Annotated in this window: 19 protein-coding genes and 1 tRNA gene; 16 read left to right on the forward strand and 4 right to left on the reverse strand. The window is 63.6% G+C overall.

What is annotated here, in order from left to right; all coding sequences use genetic code 11:
- The first annotated feature begins 1145 nt into the window (after positions 1-1145).
- The gene (locus VGR99_RS17660; RefSeq protein ID WP_128951400.1) at positions 1146-1412 is read left to right on the forward strand and encodes a hypothetical protein; all 267 of its coding nucleotides are present in this window, start codon (positions 1146-1148) and stop codon (positions 1410-1412) included.
- A 95-nt stretch (positions 1413-1507) separates the two neighbouring features.
- Entirely contained in the window at positions 1508-1729 is a 222-nt protein-coding gene (locus tag VGR99_RS17665; protein ID WP_326900003.1) for a hypothetical protein, read from the forward strand.
- Between the two features lie 134 nt (positions 1730-1863).
- On the opposite strand, the gene VGR99_RS17670 is transcribed toward VGR99_RS17665, so the two are convergent.
- Positions 1864-1956 (reverse strand) — tRNA-Ser (locus tag VGR99_RS17670).
- Between the two features lie 855 nt (positions 1957-2811).
- Between VGR99_RS17670 and VGR99_RS17675 the strand changes: the two genes are divergently transcribed.
- A complete protein-coding gene (locus VGR99_RS17675; protein ID WP_326900005.1) occupies positions 2812-4401 on the forward strand; it encodes a porin in 1590 nt (529 codons plus the stop codon).
- 106 nt (positions 4402-4507) lie between these two features.
- Positions 4508-4858, forward strand: coding sequence for a hypothetical protein (locus VGR99_RS17680; protein ID WP_326900006.1), 351 nt, complete (start codon positions 4508-4510; stop codon positions 4856-4858).
- A gap of 171 nt (positions 4859-5029) precedes the next feature.
- Here the strand turns inward: VGR99_RS17680 and VGR99_RS17685 are convergent, their stop codons facing one another.
- On the reverse strand, positions 5030-7507 hold the full coding sequence (locus VGR99_RS17685; protein WP_326900008.1) for a lytic transglycosylase domain-containing protein: 2478 nt from the start codon (positions 7505-7507) through the stop codon (positions 5030-5032).
- Between the two features lie 241 nt (positions 7508-7748).
- Here VGR99_RS17685 and dapA point away from each other — a divergent pair, with 241 nt between their 5' ends.
- From dapA to VGR99_RS17705, 4 genes are all read left to right on the forward strand, one after another.
- On the forward strand, positions 7749-8639 hold the full coding sequence (gene dapA / locus VGR99_RS17690; protein ID WP_326900010.1) for a 4-hydroxy-tetrahydrodipicolinate synthase: 891 nt from the start codon (positions 7749-7751) through the stop codon (positions 8637-8639).
- Between the two features lie 107 nt (positions 8640-8746).
- Entirely contained in the window at positions 8747-9160 is a 414-nt protein-coding gene (gene mscL / locus VGR99_RS17695) for a large conductance mechanosensitive channel protein MscL (protein WP_414645129.1), read from the forward strand.
- A gap of 73 nt (positions 9161-9233) precedes the next feature.
- Positions 9234-9707, forward strand: a complete 474-nt coding sequence (gene smpB, locus VGR99_RS17700; protein ID WP_326900012.1) for an SsrA-binding protein SmpB — start codon at positions 9234-9236, stop codon at positions 9705-9707.
- Between the two features lie 18 nt (positions 9708-9725).
- Positions 9726-10307, forward strand: a complete 582-nt coding sequence (locus VGR99_RS17705; RefSeq protein ID WP_326900013.1) for a peroxiredoxin — start codon at positions 9726-9728, stop codon at positions 10305-10307.
- On the opposite strand, the gene VGR99_RS17710 is transcribed toward VGR99_RS17705, so the two are convergent.
- Positions 10304-10978 (reverse strand): uracil-DNA glycosylase, encoded by a 675-nt coding sequence (locus VGR99_RS17710; RefSeq protein ID WP_326900014.1) that lies wholly within the window; start codon positions 10976-10978, stop codon positions 10304-10306. The genes VGR99_RS17705 and VGR99_RS17710 overlap by 4 nt on opposite strands.
- Complete coding sequence (locus VGR99_RS17715; protein ID WP_018644573.1) at positions 10959-11606, reverse strand: NYN domain-containing protein; 648 nt, start codon at positions 11604-11606, stop codon at positions 10959-10961. Before VGR99_RS17715 ends, VGR99_RS17710 begins: the two co-directional genes overlap by 20 nt.
- 329 nt (positions 11607-11935) lie before the next feature.
- Here VGR99_RS17715 and rpoZ point away from each other — a divergent pair, with 329 nt between their 5' ends.
- The 8 genes from rpoZ (at position 11936) to VGR99_RS17755 (ending at position 19187) form a co-directional block, all read left to right on the forward strand.
- Positions 11936-12328 carry a DNA-directed RNA polymerase subunit omega gene (gene rpoZ / locus VGR99_RS17720; protein ID WP_008133017.1) on the forward strand — a complete coding sequence of 131 codons (393 nt, stop codon included), beginning with the start codon at positions 11936-11938 and terminating at the stop codon, positions 12326-12328.
- Between the two features lie 209 nt (positions 12329-12537).
- A complete protein-coding gene (locus VGR99_RS17725) occupies positions 12538-14823 on the forward strand; it encodes a bifunctional (p)ppGpp synthetase/guanosine-3',5'-bis(diphosphate) 3'-pyrophosphohydrolase (protein ID WP_326900020.1) in 2286 nt (761 codons plus the stop codon).
- A 45-nt stretch (positions 14824-14868) separates the two neighbouring features.
- The gene (locus VGR99_RS17730) at positions 14869-15621 is read left to right on the forward strand and encodes a pyridoxine 5'-phosphate synthase (RefSeq protein WP_326900022.1); all 753 of its coding nucleotides are present in this window, start codon (positions 14869-14871) and stop codon (positions 15619-15621) included.
- Positions 15618-16037: a holo-ACP synthase gene (gene acpS / locus VGR99_RS17735; RefSeq protein ID WP_326900023.1), complete on the forward strand. Its 420-nt coding sequence runs from the start codon at positions 15618-15620 to the stop codon at positions 16035-16037. The genes VGR99_RS17730 and acpS overlap by 4 nt, the downstream gene beginning before the upstream one ends.
- A 249-nt stretch (positions 16038-16286) precedes the next feature.
- Complete coding sequence (gene lepB, locus VGR99_RS17740) at positions 16287-17051, forward strand: signal peptidase I (protein WP_326900025.1); 765 nt, start codon at positions 16287-16289, stop codon at positions 17049-17051.
- Complete coding sequence (gene rnc, locus VGR99_RS17745; protein ID WP_326900027.1) at positions 17048-17869, forward strand: ribonuclease III; 822 nt, start codon at positions 17048-17050, stop codon at positions 17867-17869. Before lepB ends, rnc begins: the two co-directional genes overlap by 4 nt.
- Positions 17859-18785, forward strand: coding sequence for a GTPase Era (gene era / locus VGR99_RS17750; RefSeq protein ID WP_326900028.1), 927 nt, complete (start codon positions 17859-17861; stop codon positions 18783-18785). Before rnc ends, era begins: the two co-directional genes overlap by 11 nt.
- A 21-nt stretch (positions 18786-18806) precedes the next feature.
- Entirely contained in the window at positions 18807-19187 is a 381-nt protein-coding gene (locus VGR99_RS17755; RefSeq protein WP_326900031.1) for a hypothetical protein, read from the forward strand.
- Positions 19188-19204 lie beyond the last annotated feature (17 nt).

A 19204-nucleotide genomic window follows, 5' to 3' on the forward strand; every position in this document is an offset into this window, starting at 1 on the left:
AATCGCGGACGCGTTACTCTGCGTGTCGGCAAATCAAGCGCGGCTGGCGCACGCACACCGCGTCGTCAACACTTCCTTAAGTGGGAAGATGTTTTTTTTGTCGTGTTGGTGTATTCGGGGTGAGTGCACATTCGATCCCCGAATGCGCGCAGCGATTAAAGCCATCTCACACATCGGAGGGCAACATGGCCAAGAAAGCGAAGAAGGCGAAGAAGGTAAAGAAGGCGAAGAGCGCAGTGAAGAAGACTGCGAAGAAGACCCGCAAGGTCGCGAAGAAGAAGTAACTTCGCTTCTGAAGTTGCCGGCTCCTAGCAGCCGGCACGTCATCAGCGCCTCCTAGAGGTTCTGGTCGACGATAGAGGGTGTCGGCGAGACATCAGGTCAACGGTCGGGTCGTTCTCTTTTGCGGCCCGGCAGAAGAAACAAGTTTTCTTCGTTCGGCGCGGCTCTCCGCAAGGGGCTCCGCAATTTCACAAGCGGCCTTCGGGCCAACGTGGAATCTGATCCTGACGTGTTCGCCGACGCCCTCGTTCCCTGAGGCCGGGGTATTGCCGGCATTCCTTTTCCCTCACATTGCCGATCTGACCGCGACGTCGACCCGTTGACGTGGCCGCACTGCCTCTTGGGGCAGGTGAGGGCTGCGGCAAGTTGTCGTTTTGCTGCGACGGCATTTGAGCGGGCGCGGTGCGCCGCGCCACGACCGATTCCCCAGCCGCAATCTGCGTACCTGCCGACATGATTACCGCAGTCGTTGCCACGACGCGACCCTACGGGCCTTCCGGGCGACCCGCCGCCACAATTTGTAACCTCGGCACGCGGCGCCACTGCGCGCGATGGTTATCGATGTCCCAAAATCCCAAGGTAAACCGAATCTGACGAATCGCAGAAGTGCCTGCAAATCAGGGACTTCTTGAATTCCGCGCAGAGGCGCCGCGCGCCCGCGTTTACGTCTGCTTCATCGCGATACTTAAACTGCCATTCAAATTTGCCCGCCATCATCGCCTCCAACAAGCCGGCAAACGGCTTGGGCAAAAAGACTTAGGGATGAGTTGAACAGCGCACGGTCCAGAGGGATCGCGCACATCAGTGTTGGACGGGAGCCGCGCTCGGGGGAACGAGGCGGCATAAGAAAAAGGGGATGCGTTATGTTTCAGGGTACTTTCGATCTCGATACGGCAACGCCGATCGATGCGAGCGCGCTGTCGGACGTTCTGTTCGAGCGCGGAATCTATTGGGCGAGCGGCCGCTCCGGCCTCGTCGATCTCGTCGCCGCGCATAAATGGTTCAACCTCGCCGCCCTGAAGGGCCGCAAGGACGCCGTGGCGCTGCGCCAGGAAGTCGCCGGCCAGATGTCCGATGCCGAGATCTCGGCCGCGCAGCGCGACGCGCGGGCGTGGGTCTCCGCTCACTGAACTGAGAAGCGCGCCCGCACCCGTATTTTCACGGGTGCGCATGGTTGCGCTGAATCAAGCTCCTGCGTCTTGCCGCCACTTAAGACCCGGGCGGCATGAGCGACACCGACAAGAATGACTCAGGAGCGAGTCAATGGTTGCCGATTCAGATCGCGCCCGACGATTGCGATCTGGAACTCGGACGGCCGCACAAGACCGGCATTTTACCGTTGACCTTTCCATGCCGCCGCAAGGCCGGCGTCTGGTTCAATGTCTGGGCCGGCGAGGCGGTGCTGATATCGCCCTCGCATTGGCGGATATGGCGATCCCGCATCTAGGCGCGCGGACACTCACATAAGAAGAGTGCGAATCGGTTGAGCTCAGCCGCGCTGATCCTTGCGCCAGGCTTTCGCGGTCGTTCGCCCGCCGTGTTCAGGTGAAAGAGCGTACAGCTATCGATTCTGCTGCTGGATGGCGGAGAGGGAGGGATTCGAACCCTCGATACAGCTTGAGACCGTATGACGCTTTAGCAAAGCGTTGCCTTCAGCCACTCGGCCACCTCTCCGGTGCGAGCCTTATGCATCTAATTACTTGGGCCGGTCAATTTGGAAGCGCGTGTTTTTGTTCGAATATTCCCAGCGATCTTCAAGTCAAAACGGGTTTGCTTGGAGAGCGAGACCATAATGCCGTGAGAACGGGCGCTGAGCTTGGACGTCGTTCGGTCCGGCATTTACGTGTGAAACGTCGCCCCTCACATAAGCGACTGATTACGTTGGAAAATTAAACGGGTGACGCAAACAGCAGGGCCGGTCGAGGTCCGAACTCCAAAGTTCGCGCCAGCCGAGCTGCTAGCCTCAATGCCCGGTCATCCCCGCTCTCCATATAGAGTGTCTGCGGCGGCGCCCTGGGCTCGTTGTCGCGACCGCCGCTGAAACAGGCCGGGAATCGCGCAGGGAAGGGCGCCGGCCTTCTCCTTGAGTCTCCTTCCGATTCTACGATTCGAACGCGTCAAATCCGCTTCAGATCGATGTCCCTTCCGTGTTGCCTCATGTGAGGAACTTTGAGGGCAAAAGGAACCACTCAAAAAACATAAATGAAAACAAAGTCTTGCGAGGGCGGTCTGATCACATCTGCGTGTTATTTGTGCAACACCCGTCGGAAAACGAGCTTCATAGGCTCGCTTCGGAGCGTTCTCTTGTTGTGTGTGCAAGGACGTTCGGTAATTGTGACTGAGCGACGGAGGGGGGCATCCCGAGGTCGTCCCGTTTTAGGTGGTTCGCTTAAGTCCCTCGCGTTCAGCGGGTGTGTCCGAAGGCGCGAAGCGACTAGGCGGTGAGTTAAGGGACAAGGGAACCAACCTTAGGGTGTTTCACCCAGCGGATCCGGAACCTTCCCTATAGAGCAAACTTGGAGGTTTAACATGAAGTTGGTTAAGAGCCTTTTGCTCGGTTCAGCGGCGGGTCTGATCGCCGTTGGCGGAGCGCAGGCAGCCGATCTCCCCGTAAAGGCCAAGGCGGTCGAATACGTGAAGATCTGCTCCCTGTACGGTGCGGGTTTCTACTACATCCCGGGCACCGACACCTGCATCAAGCTGGGTGGTTATCTGCGCGCTGAAGTTGGTCTGAACACCAACAGCATTTATGGCTCCCAGATCGCCTCTCCCGCTAGCGCGCGCAATCGCCTGAGCAACTACTACACCATGCGCGCTCGTGAAGATCTCAACATCGACACGCGCACCGCGACCGAATATGGCGTCGTCCGCACCTTCTTCGATGCGACGTTCTCCTGGACCACCGGCGGCTATCAGGGCACCGGTTCCGCTTTCGGCGGCACGGCCTACACCGGCACGATCGGCATCAACAACGCTGGTGCGTCCCCGGCGCTGGTTGGTGGCTCGATCAACCCGACCGACGGCGGCACCTCGGGCGGTTCGCTCGGCGTGTACTACGCCTTCATCCAGTTCGCCGGCTTCACGATGGGTAAGGCCGTGTCGCAGTTCGACGCGCCCTGGACCAACTATCCCGGCAACAACTTCGACGGTCTCGTCGGCGGCTCGGGCACGGTCACCGGTGTCAACCAGTTCAGCTACACCGCTGACTTCGGTCAGGGCGTGACGGCGGCGTTCTCGGCTGAAGACGCAACCGCGTACTACCAGGCCGGCAACTTCAACATTTCCAGCGCGGTTGGTGGTGGTGCCATCGCCGGTCTGACCACCGGTGCGTTGGGCGCCAATGCCATCGGCGGCTCGCGTTCGCCGAACCTCGTCGGTATGGTTCGTGTTGACCAGGCTTGGGGTCTCTTCCAGGCGTCGGTCGCTGCGCATGACAACCACGTTGCCTACTACGGCCCGGTCGAGACGACTGGCCACCCCGACGACAAGTGGGGTTGGGCGGTTCAGCTCGCTCTGTCGATCAAGAACATCCCGACTGGCGCGGGTGACGTGATCAACATCTCGGGCGTCTACACCGACGGTGCGACCCGCTACAACTTCCAGAACCTGGCGGGTAGCTCGTTCGTCATGTACGGCAGCTCGAGCCTTGCCTACGGCAGCCTCGCTGCGGTTAACGCTCCGGACACCACGTTCATCGGCTCGGCTGCTACCGGCTTCAGCAACCAGGAGTCGGTCAAGACCTGGGGCTTCCGTGGCGCTTACACTCACAACTGGGATCCGTACTGGAACACCGCGATCTACGGTGCCTATGCGGCGGCTCAGTTCGGTGGCCTGACCAAGACGTTCCTCTGCGGTCCGACCGGCGTCTTTTCGACGGTTGCGGGCGTGACCTCGTGCAATCCTGACTTCAACATCGGTCAGGTTGGCGTGATCACCCGCTGGACCCCGGTCAAGAACCTGACGTTCTCGGCGGACTTCACCTGGACCCACGTCGACCAGAAGTATGCCGGCGTCGTGACCACGGGCGCCAACTTCCCGGTCGCCAAGCCGGGCCTGACCTACGAGCTGAAGGATCAGGACTCGCTGACCCTGCTGCTCCGCGCTCAGCGCAACTGGTGATCCCATCAGGTCTAACGACCTGACGGAGAGCCCCGGCGGGAAACCGCCGGGGTTTTTCTTTTCTGGAGTCTTCTCGAGCTGCTGAGGCAGTTGCCAGCGGGGGCTTATGATTATCTTCCCCTTCGGCTTCTACATTTTGGACGGTAAGTCGCCGATCTATGTCGGCAACGACCTGGAAGCGAAGGACTTCGTGCGCGCGTGGCTGGAAGCAAACCCCGGGCAGGTTCGGCTCGGCTTCGCCGCGATTGGGCCCGTACGGATTTTGACGAGGTTTCTGGGCTGGGATGAAGCGTTTCGGTCCAGCAGCATGGACCCCGAGCCCTTGTTGTTCGAAACGACCCTGGATGGCGCTCCCGACATTGGCGCGCGACGCCTCTATCGCGACTACGACGACGCACTAGCCGGCCACGCTGAACTCGTTGAGATCGCTCGGCGGAGATTGCCTGAAGCGCGCTGATATCCAGCCCGCGCCCATTTCGACACCTCTCGTCGTTGTCTGAAGATAGATCCTCCGCGGAGCCTGGCGGAAGCCTCAACGCCGCTCCGGCCCGGACTTCGCGCGCAAGATCTCGCTTCAGCGACGATCGTCGCAAGCCGTCTTGCGTGAACAATAAAGGGCGTGGCGCCCTTACTCGACGCTGCCGGCGCCGCGGCGCAGATCGGCTTCGATCTGCAGCCGCGTGCCACCGCCGAAGCGGGCGCGGTAGACCTGCAGGTTCTCCATGATCCGCTGCACGTAGTTGCGCGTCTCCGAGAACGGAATCAGCTCGACCCAGTCGACCGCGTCGACCTTGGCGTCGCGCGGATCGCCGTAGCGGTCGACCCATTTCTTCACGCTGCCGCGGCCGGCATTGTAGGCGGCGAAGGTCATGATGTAGGAGCCGCGATAATCCTCGAGCAGCCCGCCGAGCTCGGCCGAGCCGAGCGTGGCGTTGTAGACCGAATCGTTCTTCAGCCGCGACAGATCGTAGGTCGCGCCGTGCCGCTTGCAGACGTAGCGCGCCGCGTCCGGCGTCACCTGCATCAGCCCGTAGGCCTGCGCCGGCGAGACCACCGAGGGATTGAACGCGCTCTCCTGTCGCGCAATGGCGTAGACGATGCTGCGCTCGACTTCGGGACCGATCGGCGTGAACTGCGGAATGCCGTTGACGGGATAGGCATAGAAGTCGAACGGCAGGCCGCGATTGAGCGCGGCCTTGCCGAGCAGCAGCATGCCGCGCGCGTCGCTGTAGCGCTGCGTGAGCTCTCCGAGGCCCACAAGCGCCTCGGGATCGCCGTTCTCGCCCATGTCGGCAAGCATCGGCACCGCCATCTCGCGCTCGTCGAGCTCGTAGAGCAATTGTGCGGCGCGCACGATCTCGAGCCGTTCGGCGCCGCGGCCGCGCGGCTGGCTGTTGAGCTCGATCTGCGGCAGGCCGAGCTTTGCGCGCGCTAGCTGGCCGTAATAGCTGGTCGATTGCTCGGCGGCGCGCGCATAGGCGTTGCGCGCCTCCTGCTGGCGGCCTGCGGCTTCCGCCGCGCGGCCCTGCCAATAGCCGGCGCGCGCCAGCGTGGTCGGATTGACGCTGCCGACGCCGATGCGGGCGAAATGCTGGGCGGCGGTGGCGGGATCGTTGAGGAAGCGCAGCGCGATCCAGCCCGCGGTGAACTCCTGCTCGGTCTTGTAGATGTCGCGCGAAGGCAGCGCCGCGTCGCGGGCGATCAGATAGGCGCTGCGGAATTCCTCGGTGTCGATCATCTTGCGCGCGAGCAGGCGCCGCTCGATCCACCATTCGTCGAGATTGTAGAGCCGGTTCGGATCCTTCGGCGCGGCCAGCATCAGCTGGGCGGCCTCGGCAAACTTCTCCTCGCGGCGGAGCAGCTGGATCTTGCTGAAGATGAAGCCGGGATCGTTGTGCAGCTCGCGCGGTACGGCGTCGAGCAACGCATGCGCGTTCGGCGCTTTCTTGACGGCGGCGATGCGGGCCTTGGCGAGCGCGACATAGCCGGCGCCGAGACGTTTTGCTGCGCGCAGCGCCGCTTCGTTCTCGCTGCCGTAGAGCAGCGTGTCCATCCGCGCCTTCTGGTCGCCCGCCGTGAGCAGCGCGCCGAACTGGTCGAGCGCGTTGTTCTCGGTGTCTTCCGACATCGGGTCGCTGCGCCAGGCCTCGCGCACCAGCCGCTCGGCATTGGCGCGGTCGCCGCGTGCCAGCATCGCCTTGGCGAGCGTGAAGCGGCCCTTGGCGGACACCGGGGATTCGCTCTCGAACCAGGACCAGGCGACGCTGTCGTCGCGCCTGTCGTCCCACATCGCCGCCTCGAGGCGGCGGCGGAGGAAGGTCTGCGACGGCCAGCTCGGATTTGCCGAGAGGAAGGCGCGATAGCGCTCGACGGTGGCGCCATTGTCCTCGCTGCGCAGGATGATCCATTCGGCAAGCTTGCGCGCGACCGGATCCGAGATCGAGGCGGCGTAATTGGTGGCATCGCCCGACTTGCGCTTGCGCACGAGCTCGATGACGGTCTCCAGCGTGTCCTTGTCGGCCTGCGAGGTCGATGAGGTCGCGGCGACCGCAGCGGGCGTGATCGGCTTCCGCGGCGCAGCGTGCTGGCGCGTCGCAGGCGCCAGCACCGGAGCGGGAATCGGTTTGGCGGCGGGTGCCGGGGCGGTCGGTCTGACGGTGGCCGTCACGGCCGGGGCAGGGGCGGCCTTGGGGGCCGTGCCATTGGCGGCCGGTTGCAATCTCGGCGCGGTGGCCGCCGCCGCAGGCTTCGGCTTGTCCTTGGGCTTATCCTTCCCGGGTTCCTTGCCGGCGCTCTTGCCTGCGTCCTTGCCAGCATCCTTGGCCGGTTTCTTCGCGGCGTCCTTGTTCGCGGCTTCCTTGGCGGAGGCGCCAGCCGCACCCTTGCTCGCGCCCTTCGTGGCGTCCTTCGAGGTGTCCTTGCCGGTTCCCTTGGCTGTGTCTTTGGCCGATCCCTTCGCCGCGTCTTTGGCCGCGGGTTTCGCATTGGTGCTGTCCGCAGGCGTCTCGTTGGACTTGGCCAGCGCGGCGCAGCCGACCGACAGCCCGGCTATCAGGCTTACAACCAGACCCGCGGATCGCCAGGCGGCACGAGGAAAGGAGGTCACGGCGTTTCGTCGCCCCGAATCAGTGAGATGGCTCAAGATCTAGATGTACAGGATCTGGCTGTATTTGATTGAATATGCGTACAAATTACCAACAGCGGCTTACCTCGGGCGGGTTTGCACCAGCACCGCGGCAAAATCGCGGCCTAAACGGTGCGTCACGCGGCAGCGGCCCTTTTACCGGCGGGATAGACCCGATATGTATGGGGCTTGCTCGCAAGATTGCCGCGTACGGAGGAAGTCCATGGCAGCCAAGACGAAATTCCGGGGTTCGTTCACCGCCTTGGTCACGCCGTTCAAGAACGGCTCGCTGGACGAGGCGGCGTTCCGCTCGCTCGTCAACTGGCAGATCTCGGAAGGCACCAACGGCCTGGTCCCGGTCGGCACCACCGGCGAGAGCCCGACGCTCAGCCACGACGAGCACAAGAAGGTCGTCGAATGGTGCATCGCTGAAGCCAAGGGCCGCGTGCCCGTGATTGCCGGTGCCGGCTCCAACTCGACCAAGGAAGCGATCGAGCTCTCCCAGCACGCCGAGAAGGCGGGCGCGGACGCCGTGCTGGTCGTGACGCCGTACTACAACAAGCCGACCCAGGAAGGCATGTACCAGCACTTCAAGGCAATCAACGACGCGATCGGCATTCCGATCATCATCTACAACATCCCGCCGCGCTCGGTGATCGACATGTCGGTCGACACCATGAAGCGGCTGTGGGAGTTGAAGAACATCGCCGGCGTCAAGGACGCCACCGCCAGCATGGTCCGTGTCTCGCAGCAGCGCGCAGCGATGGGCGAGGACTTCAACCAGCTCTCCGGCGAGGACGCCACTATTCTCGGCTACATGGCGCATGGCGGCCATGGCTGCATCTCCGTGACCTCGAACGTCGCGCCGCGCCTGTGCTCGGAGTTCCAGGCTGCCTGGGCGAAGGGCGACACCAAGGCGGCGCTCGCGATCCACGACAAGCTGATGCCGCTGCACAACAACCTGTTCATCGAGAGCAATCCGGCGCCGATCAAGTACGCGATGTCGCTGATCGGCAAGCTCGAGGAGACCCTGCGGTTGCCGATGGTTCCGGTCTCCGAGCCGACGCGCGCTGCCGTGCGCAGCGCGATGGTGCACGCTGGGCTGATCAACTGATGCGCTATTGTCGAGCATGATCTCTTCGGAAAACCGCTGCACTTTTCCGGATCATGCTGTAGCCAGCCGGGGAGCCATTCATGAGCGTCGACGAGAAGGGCAGGAAGATGCTCACGGAGTTCCGTGAGTTCGCCATGAAGGGCAATGTCGTCGACCTTGCGGTCGGCGTCATCATCGGCGCGGCCTTCGGCGCCATCGTCACGTCGCTGGTCGGCGACATCATCATGCCGATCATCGGCGCTGCGACCGGCGGCCTCGACTTCTCGAACTACTACGTCCCCTTGTCGAAGACGGTCACCGCCACCAACTTGGCGGATGCGAAAAAGCAAGGCGCCGTGCTTGCTTACGGCAGCTTCCTGACGCTGACGATCAACTTCATCATCATCGCCTTCGTGCTGTTCCTGGTGATCCGTGCCATGAACACCTTGAAGCGCAAGGAAGAAACCAAGCCCGCGGAGCCGACGAAGCCGTCGGCTGAGGTCGTGCTGCTGACCGAGATCCGCGATCTCCTCAAGAAGTGACGCGCGCGCTTCATCCAAACTGTTAGCTTTGCCGCGCATCCCGATCAGGTTTGTTGTCCAGGTTTTGTAGGTCATGGCCGATAAGAACGAACGTCCGATCAAGGTCATGGCGGAAAATCGCAAGGCCCGCTTCAACTATGCGATCGAGGATACGATCGAGGCGGGCATTGCGCTGACCGGCACCGAGGTGAAGTCGATCCGCACCGGCAAGAGCACGATCGCGGAGTCCTATGCCGATTCCAAGGACGGCGAGATCTGGCTGATCAACGCCACCATTCCCGAATATCTCCAGGGCAACCGCTTCAATCACGAGCCGAAGCGGCCGCGAAAGCTGCTGCTGCATCGCCGGCAGATCAACAAGCTGATGGGCGCGGTCGACCGCGAGGGCATGACGCTGATCCCGCTCAAGCTCTATTTCAATGAGCGTGGCCGGGCCAAATTGCAGCTCGCCGTTGCAAAGGGCAAGAAGCTGCACGACAAGCGCGAGTCCGAGAAGAAGCGCGACTGGAGCCGGGAAAAGGGCCGCCTGCTGCGGGCGAGGGGATAGCGGCAAGAGGAAAGCGGGATGAGCCAGAAGAACCTGCTCGAGGTCGATTGGAGCCAGATACCTGCCCCCGCCGACGATGGCGGCGCCGCGCACCTGACGGGCAAGACACTGCCGCCGATCAGCCTGCTCGCGACCGACGACACGTCAGTGACGCTGTCGGCGCTCTCGGGGCGGACCGTGGTGTTCGCCTATCCCCGCACCGGCGAGCCCGGCAAGATCGCGCTGGTCGACGACTGGGATATGATCCCCGGCGCGCGTGGTTGCACGCCGCAGACTTGCGCGTTTCGCGACCTGTTCGCCGATCTGAAGGCCGCCGGCGCCGCGCAGGTGTTCGGTCTCTCGACCCAGAGCAACGCGTACCAGACCGAGATGGCCTCGCGCCTGCATCTGCCGTTTCCGGTACTCTCGGATGAGAAGCTGGTGCTGACGCGCGCCCTGAATCTGCCGACCATGGAGGTCGCGGGCCTGACGCTGATCAAGCGCCTCGCGCTGATCATCGACGATGCCCGGATTACCCACGTGTTCTATCCGGTGTTTCCGCCCGACCGGAACGCCGGCGACGTGCTCGACTGGCTCAAGGCCAATCCGGTCCGCGCCTAATCCAGATCCGCCTTCACCTTCGCGAACACCGAGCGGAACATGTCCGCGGTCAGCACGCCGGTGTTCGTGTTGTAGCGCGAGCAATGATAGCTGTCGTAGAGCTTGAACGCGCCGGCCTGATGCACCGCGCCGTGGCCGAAGGGGGCTTGCGAGGCCTTCAGCTTCAGCGGTATGAGCACGCTGTCATGCGCAATCCGCCCGAGTGCGATGATCGCGCGCAGCTTCGGCATCGTCTCGAGATTGGCGACGAGGAACTGGCGGCAGGTGTTGATCTCGACCGGCAGCGGCTTGTTCTGCGGCGGAACGCAATGCACGGCATTGGCGATGCGGCAGTCGACCAGCTTCAGGCCGTCGTCGGGGCGCGCCTGATAGCTGCCCTTGGCAAAGCCGTATTCGAGCAGCGTGGCGTAGAGCAGGTCGCCGGCATAGTCGCCGGTGAAGGGCCGGCCGGTGCGGTTGGCGCCCTGCATCCCGGGCGCAAGGCCGACGATCAGCAGCCGCGCCTTGATGTCGCCGAAGGGGGCGACCGGCGCATTGTGCCATAGCGGCTCTCGCGCGCGGTTCGCCTCGCGAAAGGCGACCAGGCGCGGACAGAGCGGACAGTCACGGTCGGGGACGAGGGTGGGGGCCTGGTGGCTAGACCTGGCCGCCTCACTCCTCGAAGTCGTCATCGCCCCTCGGCGCCATCGTGGTTGCGCGCTGGAGGAACTGCGGAGCGTGGTGACGTCCCTCGCCACGCTCGCCGCGGTCACGCGGGGCGGGGCGTTCGGACGGGTCGCGGCCGAGCTTGGACTGCAACTCGACGAGATCGGTGAAGACGTCGGCCTGGCGGCGCAACTCGTCGGCGATCATCGGCGGCTGGCTGGCGATGGTGGAGACCACTGTCACCCGTACGCCGCGGCGCTGGACGGCCTCGACCAGGGAGCGGAAGTCGCCGTCACCGGAGAACAGCACCATCTGGTCGATGTGCTCGGCGAGCTCCATGGCGTCCACGGCGAGCTCGATGTCCATGTTGCCCTTGACCTTGCGACGGCCGGAGGCGTCGATGAACTCCTTGGTCGCCTTGGTGACGACCGTGTAGCCGTTGTAGTCCAGCCAGTCGATCAGCGGGCGGATCGAGGAGTATTCCTGATCCTCGATGATGGCGGTGTAGTAGAACGCCCGGAGCAGGGTCCCGCGGCTCTGAAACTCCTTCAGCAGTCGCTTGTAATCGATGTCGAAGCCCAGAGTTTTCGCCGTCGCGTAGAGATTGGCCCCGTCGATGAAGAGCGCGATCTTGTTGGTAGGAGAAGGTGACATTCAGTTTGCTCGCGTAGTAGTCGTGATTGATCGTTTATTGTTGGCGCGGCCATAGCAAGCCGCGCAGTCCTAAATTGCCGCCGAAGCCCGTCGAAACCGCAAATCCGGAGAAGTCGGGGCAATCAAGGTATAGTTATGGCGGACCTGCATACACCCGGCCGCGCCCACAATGGCACCCCGGGAAACCACCCATCCCAGCCCCAATGTGGAGGTAGCAGAGCCGTTTGGCGAGGCCAAATCACAAATTGGCCTTGCGAAATTGCCCCGGCCCCTATAACTAGCCCCAATCATCCACATATTTCGTCCCACCCACAACGGAGCGACAGTCCATGGCTCGCGTCACCGTAGAAGATTGTATCGACAAGGTCGACAACCGGTTTGACCTGGTCCTGCTGGCCGCCCACCGTGCCCGCATGATTTCGTCCGGTTCACAACTAACGGTTGACCGCGATAACGACAAGAACCCTGTTGTGTCTTTGCGTGAAATTGCCGACACGACCATCTCGCCGGAGGACCTCCGCGAGGAGCTGGTGCACTCGCTCCAGAAGTTCGTCGAGGTGGACGAGCCCGAGCCCGACACCGTGCCGCTGATCGGTTCCGCCGGCGCCAGCGTCGATGCGGACGATACCGAAGTTGCCGTTGAGCGCATGACCGAAGAGGAGCTCCTGAAGGGTCTCGAGGGCCTCGCGCCGCCGGAAGAGCAGCCCGAGGAAGACGAGTAAATCGTCCATCGCAGTCGTCGACTTCTTGTGATCTTATCAAAGGCCCGAACCCGTGTTCGGGCCTTTGCTTTTGTTGGCGTTTTCGTGGTTACCATAGCGTTGCCGCTTCGCGCCGTGCACCTGTCATCGAATTGATCGGACGCACGCGCGATCAGCGCTAAGATGTATACAACGGACCGACTGGTGGTCCGTTTGAAGGCAGGAATGGCATGGTGTATCGGCGCCGCAGTCCAACGCAGATGCTGGCCGCAACCGAATCGGTTGCCGTGGCCCCGACTGCGCCGGTGACCCGTCCGGCCAAGCCGCGCGCGCGTATGATGCGGCAATATGACCTCGTCGAGCGCGTCCGGTCCTACAATCCCAACACCAACGAAGACCTGCTGAATCGCGCCTATGTGTACGCCATGAAGGCGCACGGCTCGCAGACGCGCGCTTCGGGCGATCCGTACTTCTCGCACCCGCTCGAAGTGGCGGCGATTCTCACCGACCTCAAGCTCGACGACGCCACCATCGTGGCTGCGCTGCTGCACGACACGATCGAGGATACCGAGGCGACGCGGGCCGAGATCGACCAGATCTTCGGCCCCGAGATCGGCGCACTGGTCGAGGGCCTGACCAAGCTGAAGCGGCTGGAGCTGGTGTCGCGCGAGGCCAAGCAGGCCGAGAACCTGCGCAAATTGTTGCTGGCGATTGCCGACGATGTCCGCGTGCTGCTGGTCAAGCTCGCCGACCGCCTGCACAACATGCGCACGCTCGACTTCGTGCCGACCGAATCGCGCCGGCGCATCGCCGAGGAGACGCTCGACATCTACGCGCCGCTGGCCGGGCGCATGGGCATGCAGGAAATGCGCGAGGAGCTGGAGGACCTGTCCTTTCGGACCCTCGATCCCGAAGCCTATTCGGTGGTGATGCAGCGGCTCGATGCACTCGCCGAGCGCAACCGCAATCTGATCGGCGAGATCGAGGACCAGCTCTCCAACAATCTGCGTCACAGGGGTCTCGGCGCGCGGGTCTATGGCCGCCGCAAGAAGCCGTTTTCGATCTGGACCAAGATGGAGCGCAAGTCGGTCGGCTTCGAGCAGCTCTCCGACATCTTCGGCTTCCGTGTCGTCGTCAACGACATCGAGGCCTGCTACCGCGCGCTCGGCATTGTCCACACCACCTGGCCGGTCGTGCCGGGTCGTTTCAAGGACTACATCTCGACGCCGAAGCAGAATGACTACCGCTCGATCCACACCACCGTGATCGGTCCCGGCAACCAGCGCGTCGAGCTGCAGATCCGCACCGAGGCGATGGACCAGATCGCCGAGCGCGGCATCGCCGCGCACGTCTTCTACAAGGAAGGCGTGGGTTCGCCGACCGAATTCCTCAAGCGCGAATCCACCGCGTTCGCCTGGCTGCGCCATACCATCGGCATCCTCTCCGAGAGTGCCAACCCCGAGGAATTCCTCGAGCACACCAAGCTCGAGCTGTTCCACGACCAGGTGTTCTGTTTCACCCCGAAGGGCAAGCTGATCGCGCTGCCGCGCCATGCCAATGTGATCGACTTCGCCTATGCCGTGCATACCGACGTCGGCAACAGTGCGGTCGGCTGCAAGATCAACGGCCAGTTCGCGCCGCTGTCGTCCGAGCTCCAGAACGGCGACGAAGTCGAGGTGCTGACCTCTGAAGCGCAGTCGGCGCCGCCCTCGGCCTGGGAGACGCTCGCGGTCACCGGCAAGGCACGCGCCGCGATCCGGCGCGCAACGCGCACTGCGGTGCGCGACCAATATGTCGGCCTCGGCCGGCGCATCGTCGAACGCCTGTTCGAGCGTGCCAAGATCGAATACGCCGACGACAAGCTTAAGGGCGCGCTGCCGCGGCTGGCGCGCACCTCGATCGAGGACGTCATGGCGGCGGTCGGCAGGGGCGAGATCAAGGCGTCTCACGTCGCGCGCGCGATGTATCCAGACTACAAGGAGGAGCGCGTCGCGCGCTACGGCATCAAGAAGGGGCTCGCCGCCAAGCTCAAGGAGAAGGTGCTGGAGCCGCCACGCAGCCCGGTCGCGATTCCCATCGGTGGCAACAATGCCGACCTGCCGGTGAAGTTCGCCCCGAACGGCGGCGCCGTGCCCGGTGACCGCATCGTCGGCATCGTTACGCCGGGCGAGGGGATCACGATCTATCCGATCCAGGCGCCGGCGCTGAAGGATTTCGAGGAGGAGCCGGAGCGCTGGCTCGACGTCCGCTGGGACATCGAGGACTCCGCCCCGCAGCGCTTCCCGGCCCGCATCAAGGTCGAGAACGTCAACGAGCCCGGCGCACTGGCGCAGATCGCCACCGTGATCGCCGAGCACGACGGCAACATCGACAATATCAGCATGCAGCGCCGCTCGCCTGACTTCACCGAGACGACGATCGATCTCGAAGTCTACGATCTCAAGCATTTGAGCGCGATCCTGGCCCAGTTGCGCGCCAAGGCGGTCGTCGCCAAAGTCGAACGTGTTAATGGATAGGCGTCTATCGTCGTCGTCTGTCTCTCCGATTTCGTGAGTCCTGAAATGCCCGCTTCTCCGCTCCGCCTCGGCGTCAATATCGACCACGTCGCAACCGTGCGTAACGCGCGCGGCGGCCGCCATCCCGATCCGGTGCGCGCCGCGCTGCTGGCGATCGAGGCCGGCGCCGACGGCATCACCGCCCATTTGCGCGAGGATCGCCGGCACATCCGCGACGAGGACATGGCGCGGCTGAAGGCCGGGATCTCCAAGCCGCTCAATTTCGAGATGGCGGCGACCGACGACATGATGCGGATCTCGCTCGCCACCAAGCCGCACGCGGTGTGCCTGGTGCCGGAGCGCCGCCAGGAGGTGACGACCGAGGGCGGGCTCGACGTGGTCGGCCAGCACAATGCGCTCGCGCCCTATATCGCCCGGCTGAACGATGCCGGCATCCGCGTCTCGCTGTTCATCGCCGCGGACCCCGCGCAGATCGAGATGGCGGCGCGGCTGCGCGCGCCCGTGATCGAGATCCACACCGGCGCCTGGTGCGACGCGGTGGTCGACGGTCACACCGACAAGGCCGAGGCCGAGTGGAAGCGGATCGTTGCGGGCGTGAAGCTGGCGAAGGCCGCAGGGCTGGAAGTTCATGCCGGCCACGGGCTCGACTACGCCACGGCGGAGAAGATCGCAGGCCTGCCCGAGATCATGGAGCTCAACATCGGCTACTACATGATCGGCGAGGCGCTGTTCGTGGGTCTTGCCGAGACCGTCCGCAGCATGCGCGCGGCGATGGACCGCGGCCGGAGCCGGGCATGATCATCGGCATCGGCTCAGACCTGATCGACATCACCCGCGTCGGCAAGGTGATGGAGCGCCATGGCGAGCGTTTCCTCGACCGCATCTTCACGCCGGCCGAGCGGGCCAAGGCCGAGCGGCGGGCCAAGAACGAGAGGATGGTGGTGGCGACCTACGCCAAGCGCTTCGCCGCCAAGGAGGCCTGTTCCAAGGCGCTCGGCACCGGCATCAGGCAGGGGGTCTGGTGGCGCGACATGGGGGTGGTCAACCTGCCTGGGGGCCGGCCGTCGATGCGGCTGACCGGGGGGGCGCTGGCCCGGCTCCAGGCCCTGACGCCGGAGGGATATGAGGCCCAGATCGACCTGTCGATCACTGATGACTGGCCGTTGGCACAGGCCTTCGTGATCATTTCCGCCGTCCCGCTGGCCAAGCCCTGACGGCTTGGCGTTAATTTTATAATTTGCATTGAAAATCAATACTTTACAGGTTTTTGATGCGATCCTTGATTGCGTGGCCTGCGACAACCGTCTAAAAGTCCGCGGACGCAAATCAGGCTGGGCGAATTCGGCTTTACGCCGGAATTGGCCCTCACTATCAGAATCAGGACAAACTCCTTGAGCCGCGAGCCGGTGGGCCGTTCGCGGGAGGAGGGCGTTCTGTGATCGCCGGCCGGAATTGAGAGAGCAATGAGCGTGACTTCGGGAACGAAAACTGAGAGCGGCGTCGGCGAGACGATCCGGGTCGTGATCCACGCTCTCCTGATCGCGCTGGTGATCCGCACCTTCCTGTTCCAGCCCTTCAACATCCCGTCCGGCTCGATGAAGGCGACGCTGCTGGTCGGCGACTATCTGTTCGTCTCGAAATATTCCTACGGTTACAGCCATTACTCGATCCCGTTCTCGCCGCCGCTGTTCTCGGGGCGGATCTGGGGTTCGGACCCGAACCGTGGCGACATCGTCGTGTTTCGCCTGCCCAAGGACGACTCGACCGACTACATCAAGCGCGTGATCGGGCTGCCGGGCGACCGGATTCAGATGCGCGACGGGTTGCTCTACATCAACGACACCCCGGTCGAGCGGCAGCGCATGAGCGAGTATGTCGGCGAGGATCCCTGCGGCGCGGAAAGCGGCGCGATTTCGCGGGTGAAGCGCTGGAAAGAGACCCTTCCGAACGGCGTGTCCTACGAGACGCTGGATTGCGCCGACAACGGCTACATGGATACCACCAACGTCTACACGGTGCCGGCCGGCCATTTCTTCATGATGGGTGACAACCGCGACAACTCCACCGACAGCCGCTTCCTCGGCCAGGTTGGTTATGTGCCGCAGGAGAATCTGATCGGTCGCGCCCAGATGATCTTCTTCTCCATCGGCGAAGGCGAGCATGCCTGGATGTTCTGGCGCTGGCCGTGGTCGGTGCGCTGGAATCGCTTCTTCAAAATCGTGCGATGAAAGACGAAGCCAAGGACATCGCAAACCAATCGATCGAGGCGCAAGCCGCTCCTGAGGGCGAAGCTGCAACCAAGGCGCCTGCGAAAAAGAAGCGGGCGCGGGGCAGCAAGGCCAAGGCAGCGGACGCGAACGCCGCGCTCGAGGCGCGTATCGGGCACGGCTTTGCCGATCCCAACCTGCTGATGCAGGCGATCACGCATGTCTCGGCCCTGAAGTCCGGCCGCAAACGCGGCGACAGCTATCAGCGGCTGGAATTCCTCGGCGATCACGTGCTGGGCCTCGTCGTCTCCGACATGCTCTATCACGCCTTCCCGAATGCCGATGAGGGTGAGTTGTCCAAGCGCCTTGCCGAACTCGTGCGCAAGGAGAGCTGCGCCGACGTCGCCAAGTCGCTCGGTCTGCTCGACGACATCAAGCTCGGCTCGGTGGGCTCCAGCGCCGATGCCCGCCTGCGCAAGTCCATCCTCGGCGACATCTGCGAAGCCGTGATCGGCGCCATCTTCCTCGATGGCGGCCATGCGGCGGCGGACGAGTTCGTCAAGCGCAACTGGACCGAGCGCATGCACAAGCCGCGGCGTCCGCTGCGCGATCCCAAGACCGTGCTGCAGGAATGGGCGCAGGGCAAGGGATTGCCGACGCCGGTCTACCGCGAGGTCGAGCGCACCGGCCCGCACCACGATCCGCAGTTCCGCGTCGCGGTGGACCTGCCGGGACTCGCACCGGCGGAAGGTGTCGGCGGCAGCAAGCGCGCGGCGGAAAAGGTGGCGGCCTCGGTGATGATCGAACGTGAAGGCGTTGGCGGCGGTAATGACGGTTGAATCAAGCGGTGAGGCACCCACCGCGACGCGCTGCGGCTTCGTCGCGCTGATCGGCGCGCCCAATGTCGGCAAGTCCACGCTGGTCAACGCGCTGGTCGGCGCCAAGGTCACGATCGTCTCGCGCAAGGTGCAGACCACGCGCGCGCTGATCCGCGGCATCGTCATCGAGAACAACGCGCAGATCATCCTGGTCGACACGCCCGGCATCTTCCTGCCCAAGCGCCGGCTCGACCGCGCCATGGTCTCGACCGCCTGGAGCGGGGCGCATGATGCCGACCTCGTCTGCGTGCTGCTCGATGCCAAGACCGGGATCGACGAAGAGGCCGAGGCGATCCTCACCAAGGCCGCCAGCGTCAATCACGAGAAGATCCTGGTCATCAACAAGGTCGACCTGGTCCAGCGCGAGAAGCTCTTGGCGCTGGCGCAGGCCGCCAATGAGCGCATGAAGTTCGCGAGAACCTTCATGATCGCTGCGATCTCGGGCGACGGCGTCGACGATATCCGCACGACGTTGGCCGAGATGGTGCCGCCTGGGCCGTACCTCTACCCCGAGGACCAGATGTCGGACGCGCCGATGCGGCAACTGGCGGCCGAGATCACGCGCGAAAAGATCTATCAGAAGCTGCACCAGGAATTGCCCTACCAGTCCACGGTCGAGACCGACAAGTGGGAGGAGCGCAAGGACAAGTCGGTGCGCATCGAGCAGACGATCTTCGTCGAGCGGGAAAGCCAGCGCAAGATCGTGCTCGGCAAGGGCGGCGCCACCATCAAGTCGATCGGCGCGGACTCGCGGAAAGAGCTGATGCAGATCCTGGACGTCCCGGTGCATCTGTTCCTGTTCGTCAAGGTGCGCGAGAACTGGGGTGATGATCCTGATCGCTATCGCGAGATGGGCCTGGACTTCCCCAAAGAATAACCAAGAAAAGATCGGTCACCGATGAGCGTACCCAGCAACGTCCGGCGCTTCGAAGCGCTGCTCTATGCCTCGTTGATGCTGGATGCCTTGTCGGTCGCGGTGCAGGACCGCACGCCCAGTGCCGAGATGACCGAGCAGATGATCATGACGGCGACGCTGCTCGCCGGCGGCATGATTCTGCTCCTCGTCTACTTTGTCTGGTTGGCCGCGCGTTGGCGCAAGAACTGGCCGCGCTGGGTGCTGGCGGCAGCCCTCGTGCTGTCGGTGATCTCGCTCGGCCAGATCATGGGCGAGAAGGGCATGGAGCTCGACAGCGCCATCGAGATCGTCTCCTGCGTGCTGACGGCGTTGGGTCTGTATTTCTCCTTCACCGGCGACGCCCAGGGCTGGTTCAACGCGTGACGTTTTATCCGGCGCAG

Origin of the sequence: Bradyrhizobium sp., from assembly GCF_035935975.1 — a bacterium.
GTDB lineage: Bacteria > Pseudomonadota > Alphaproteobacteria > Rhizobiales > Xanthobacteraceae > Bradyrhizobium.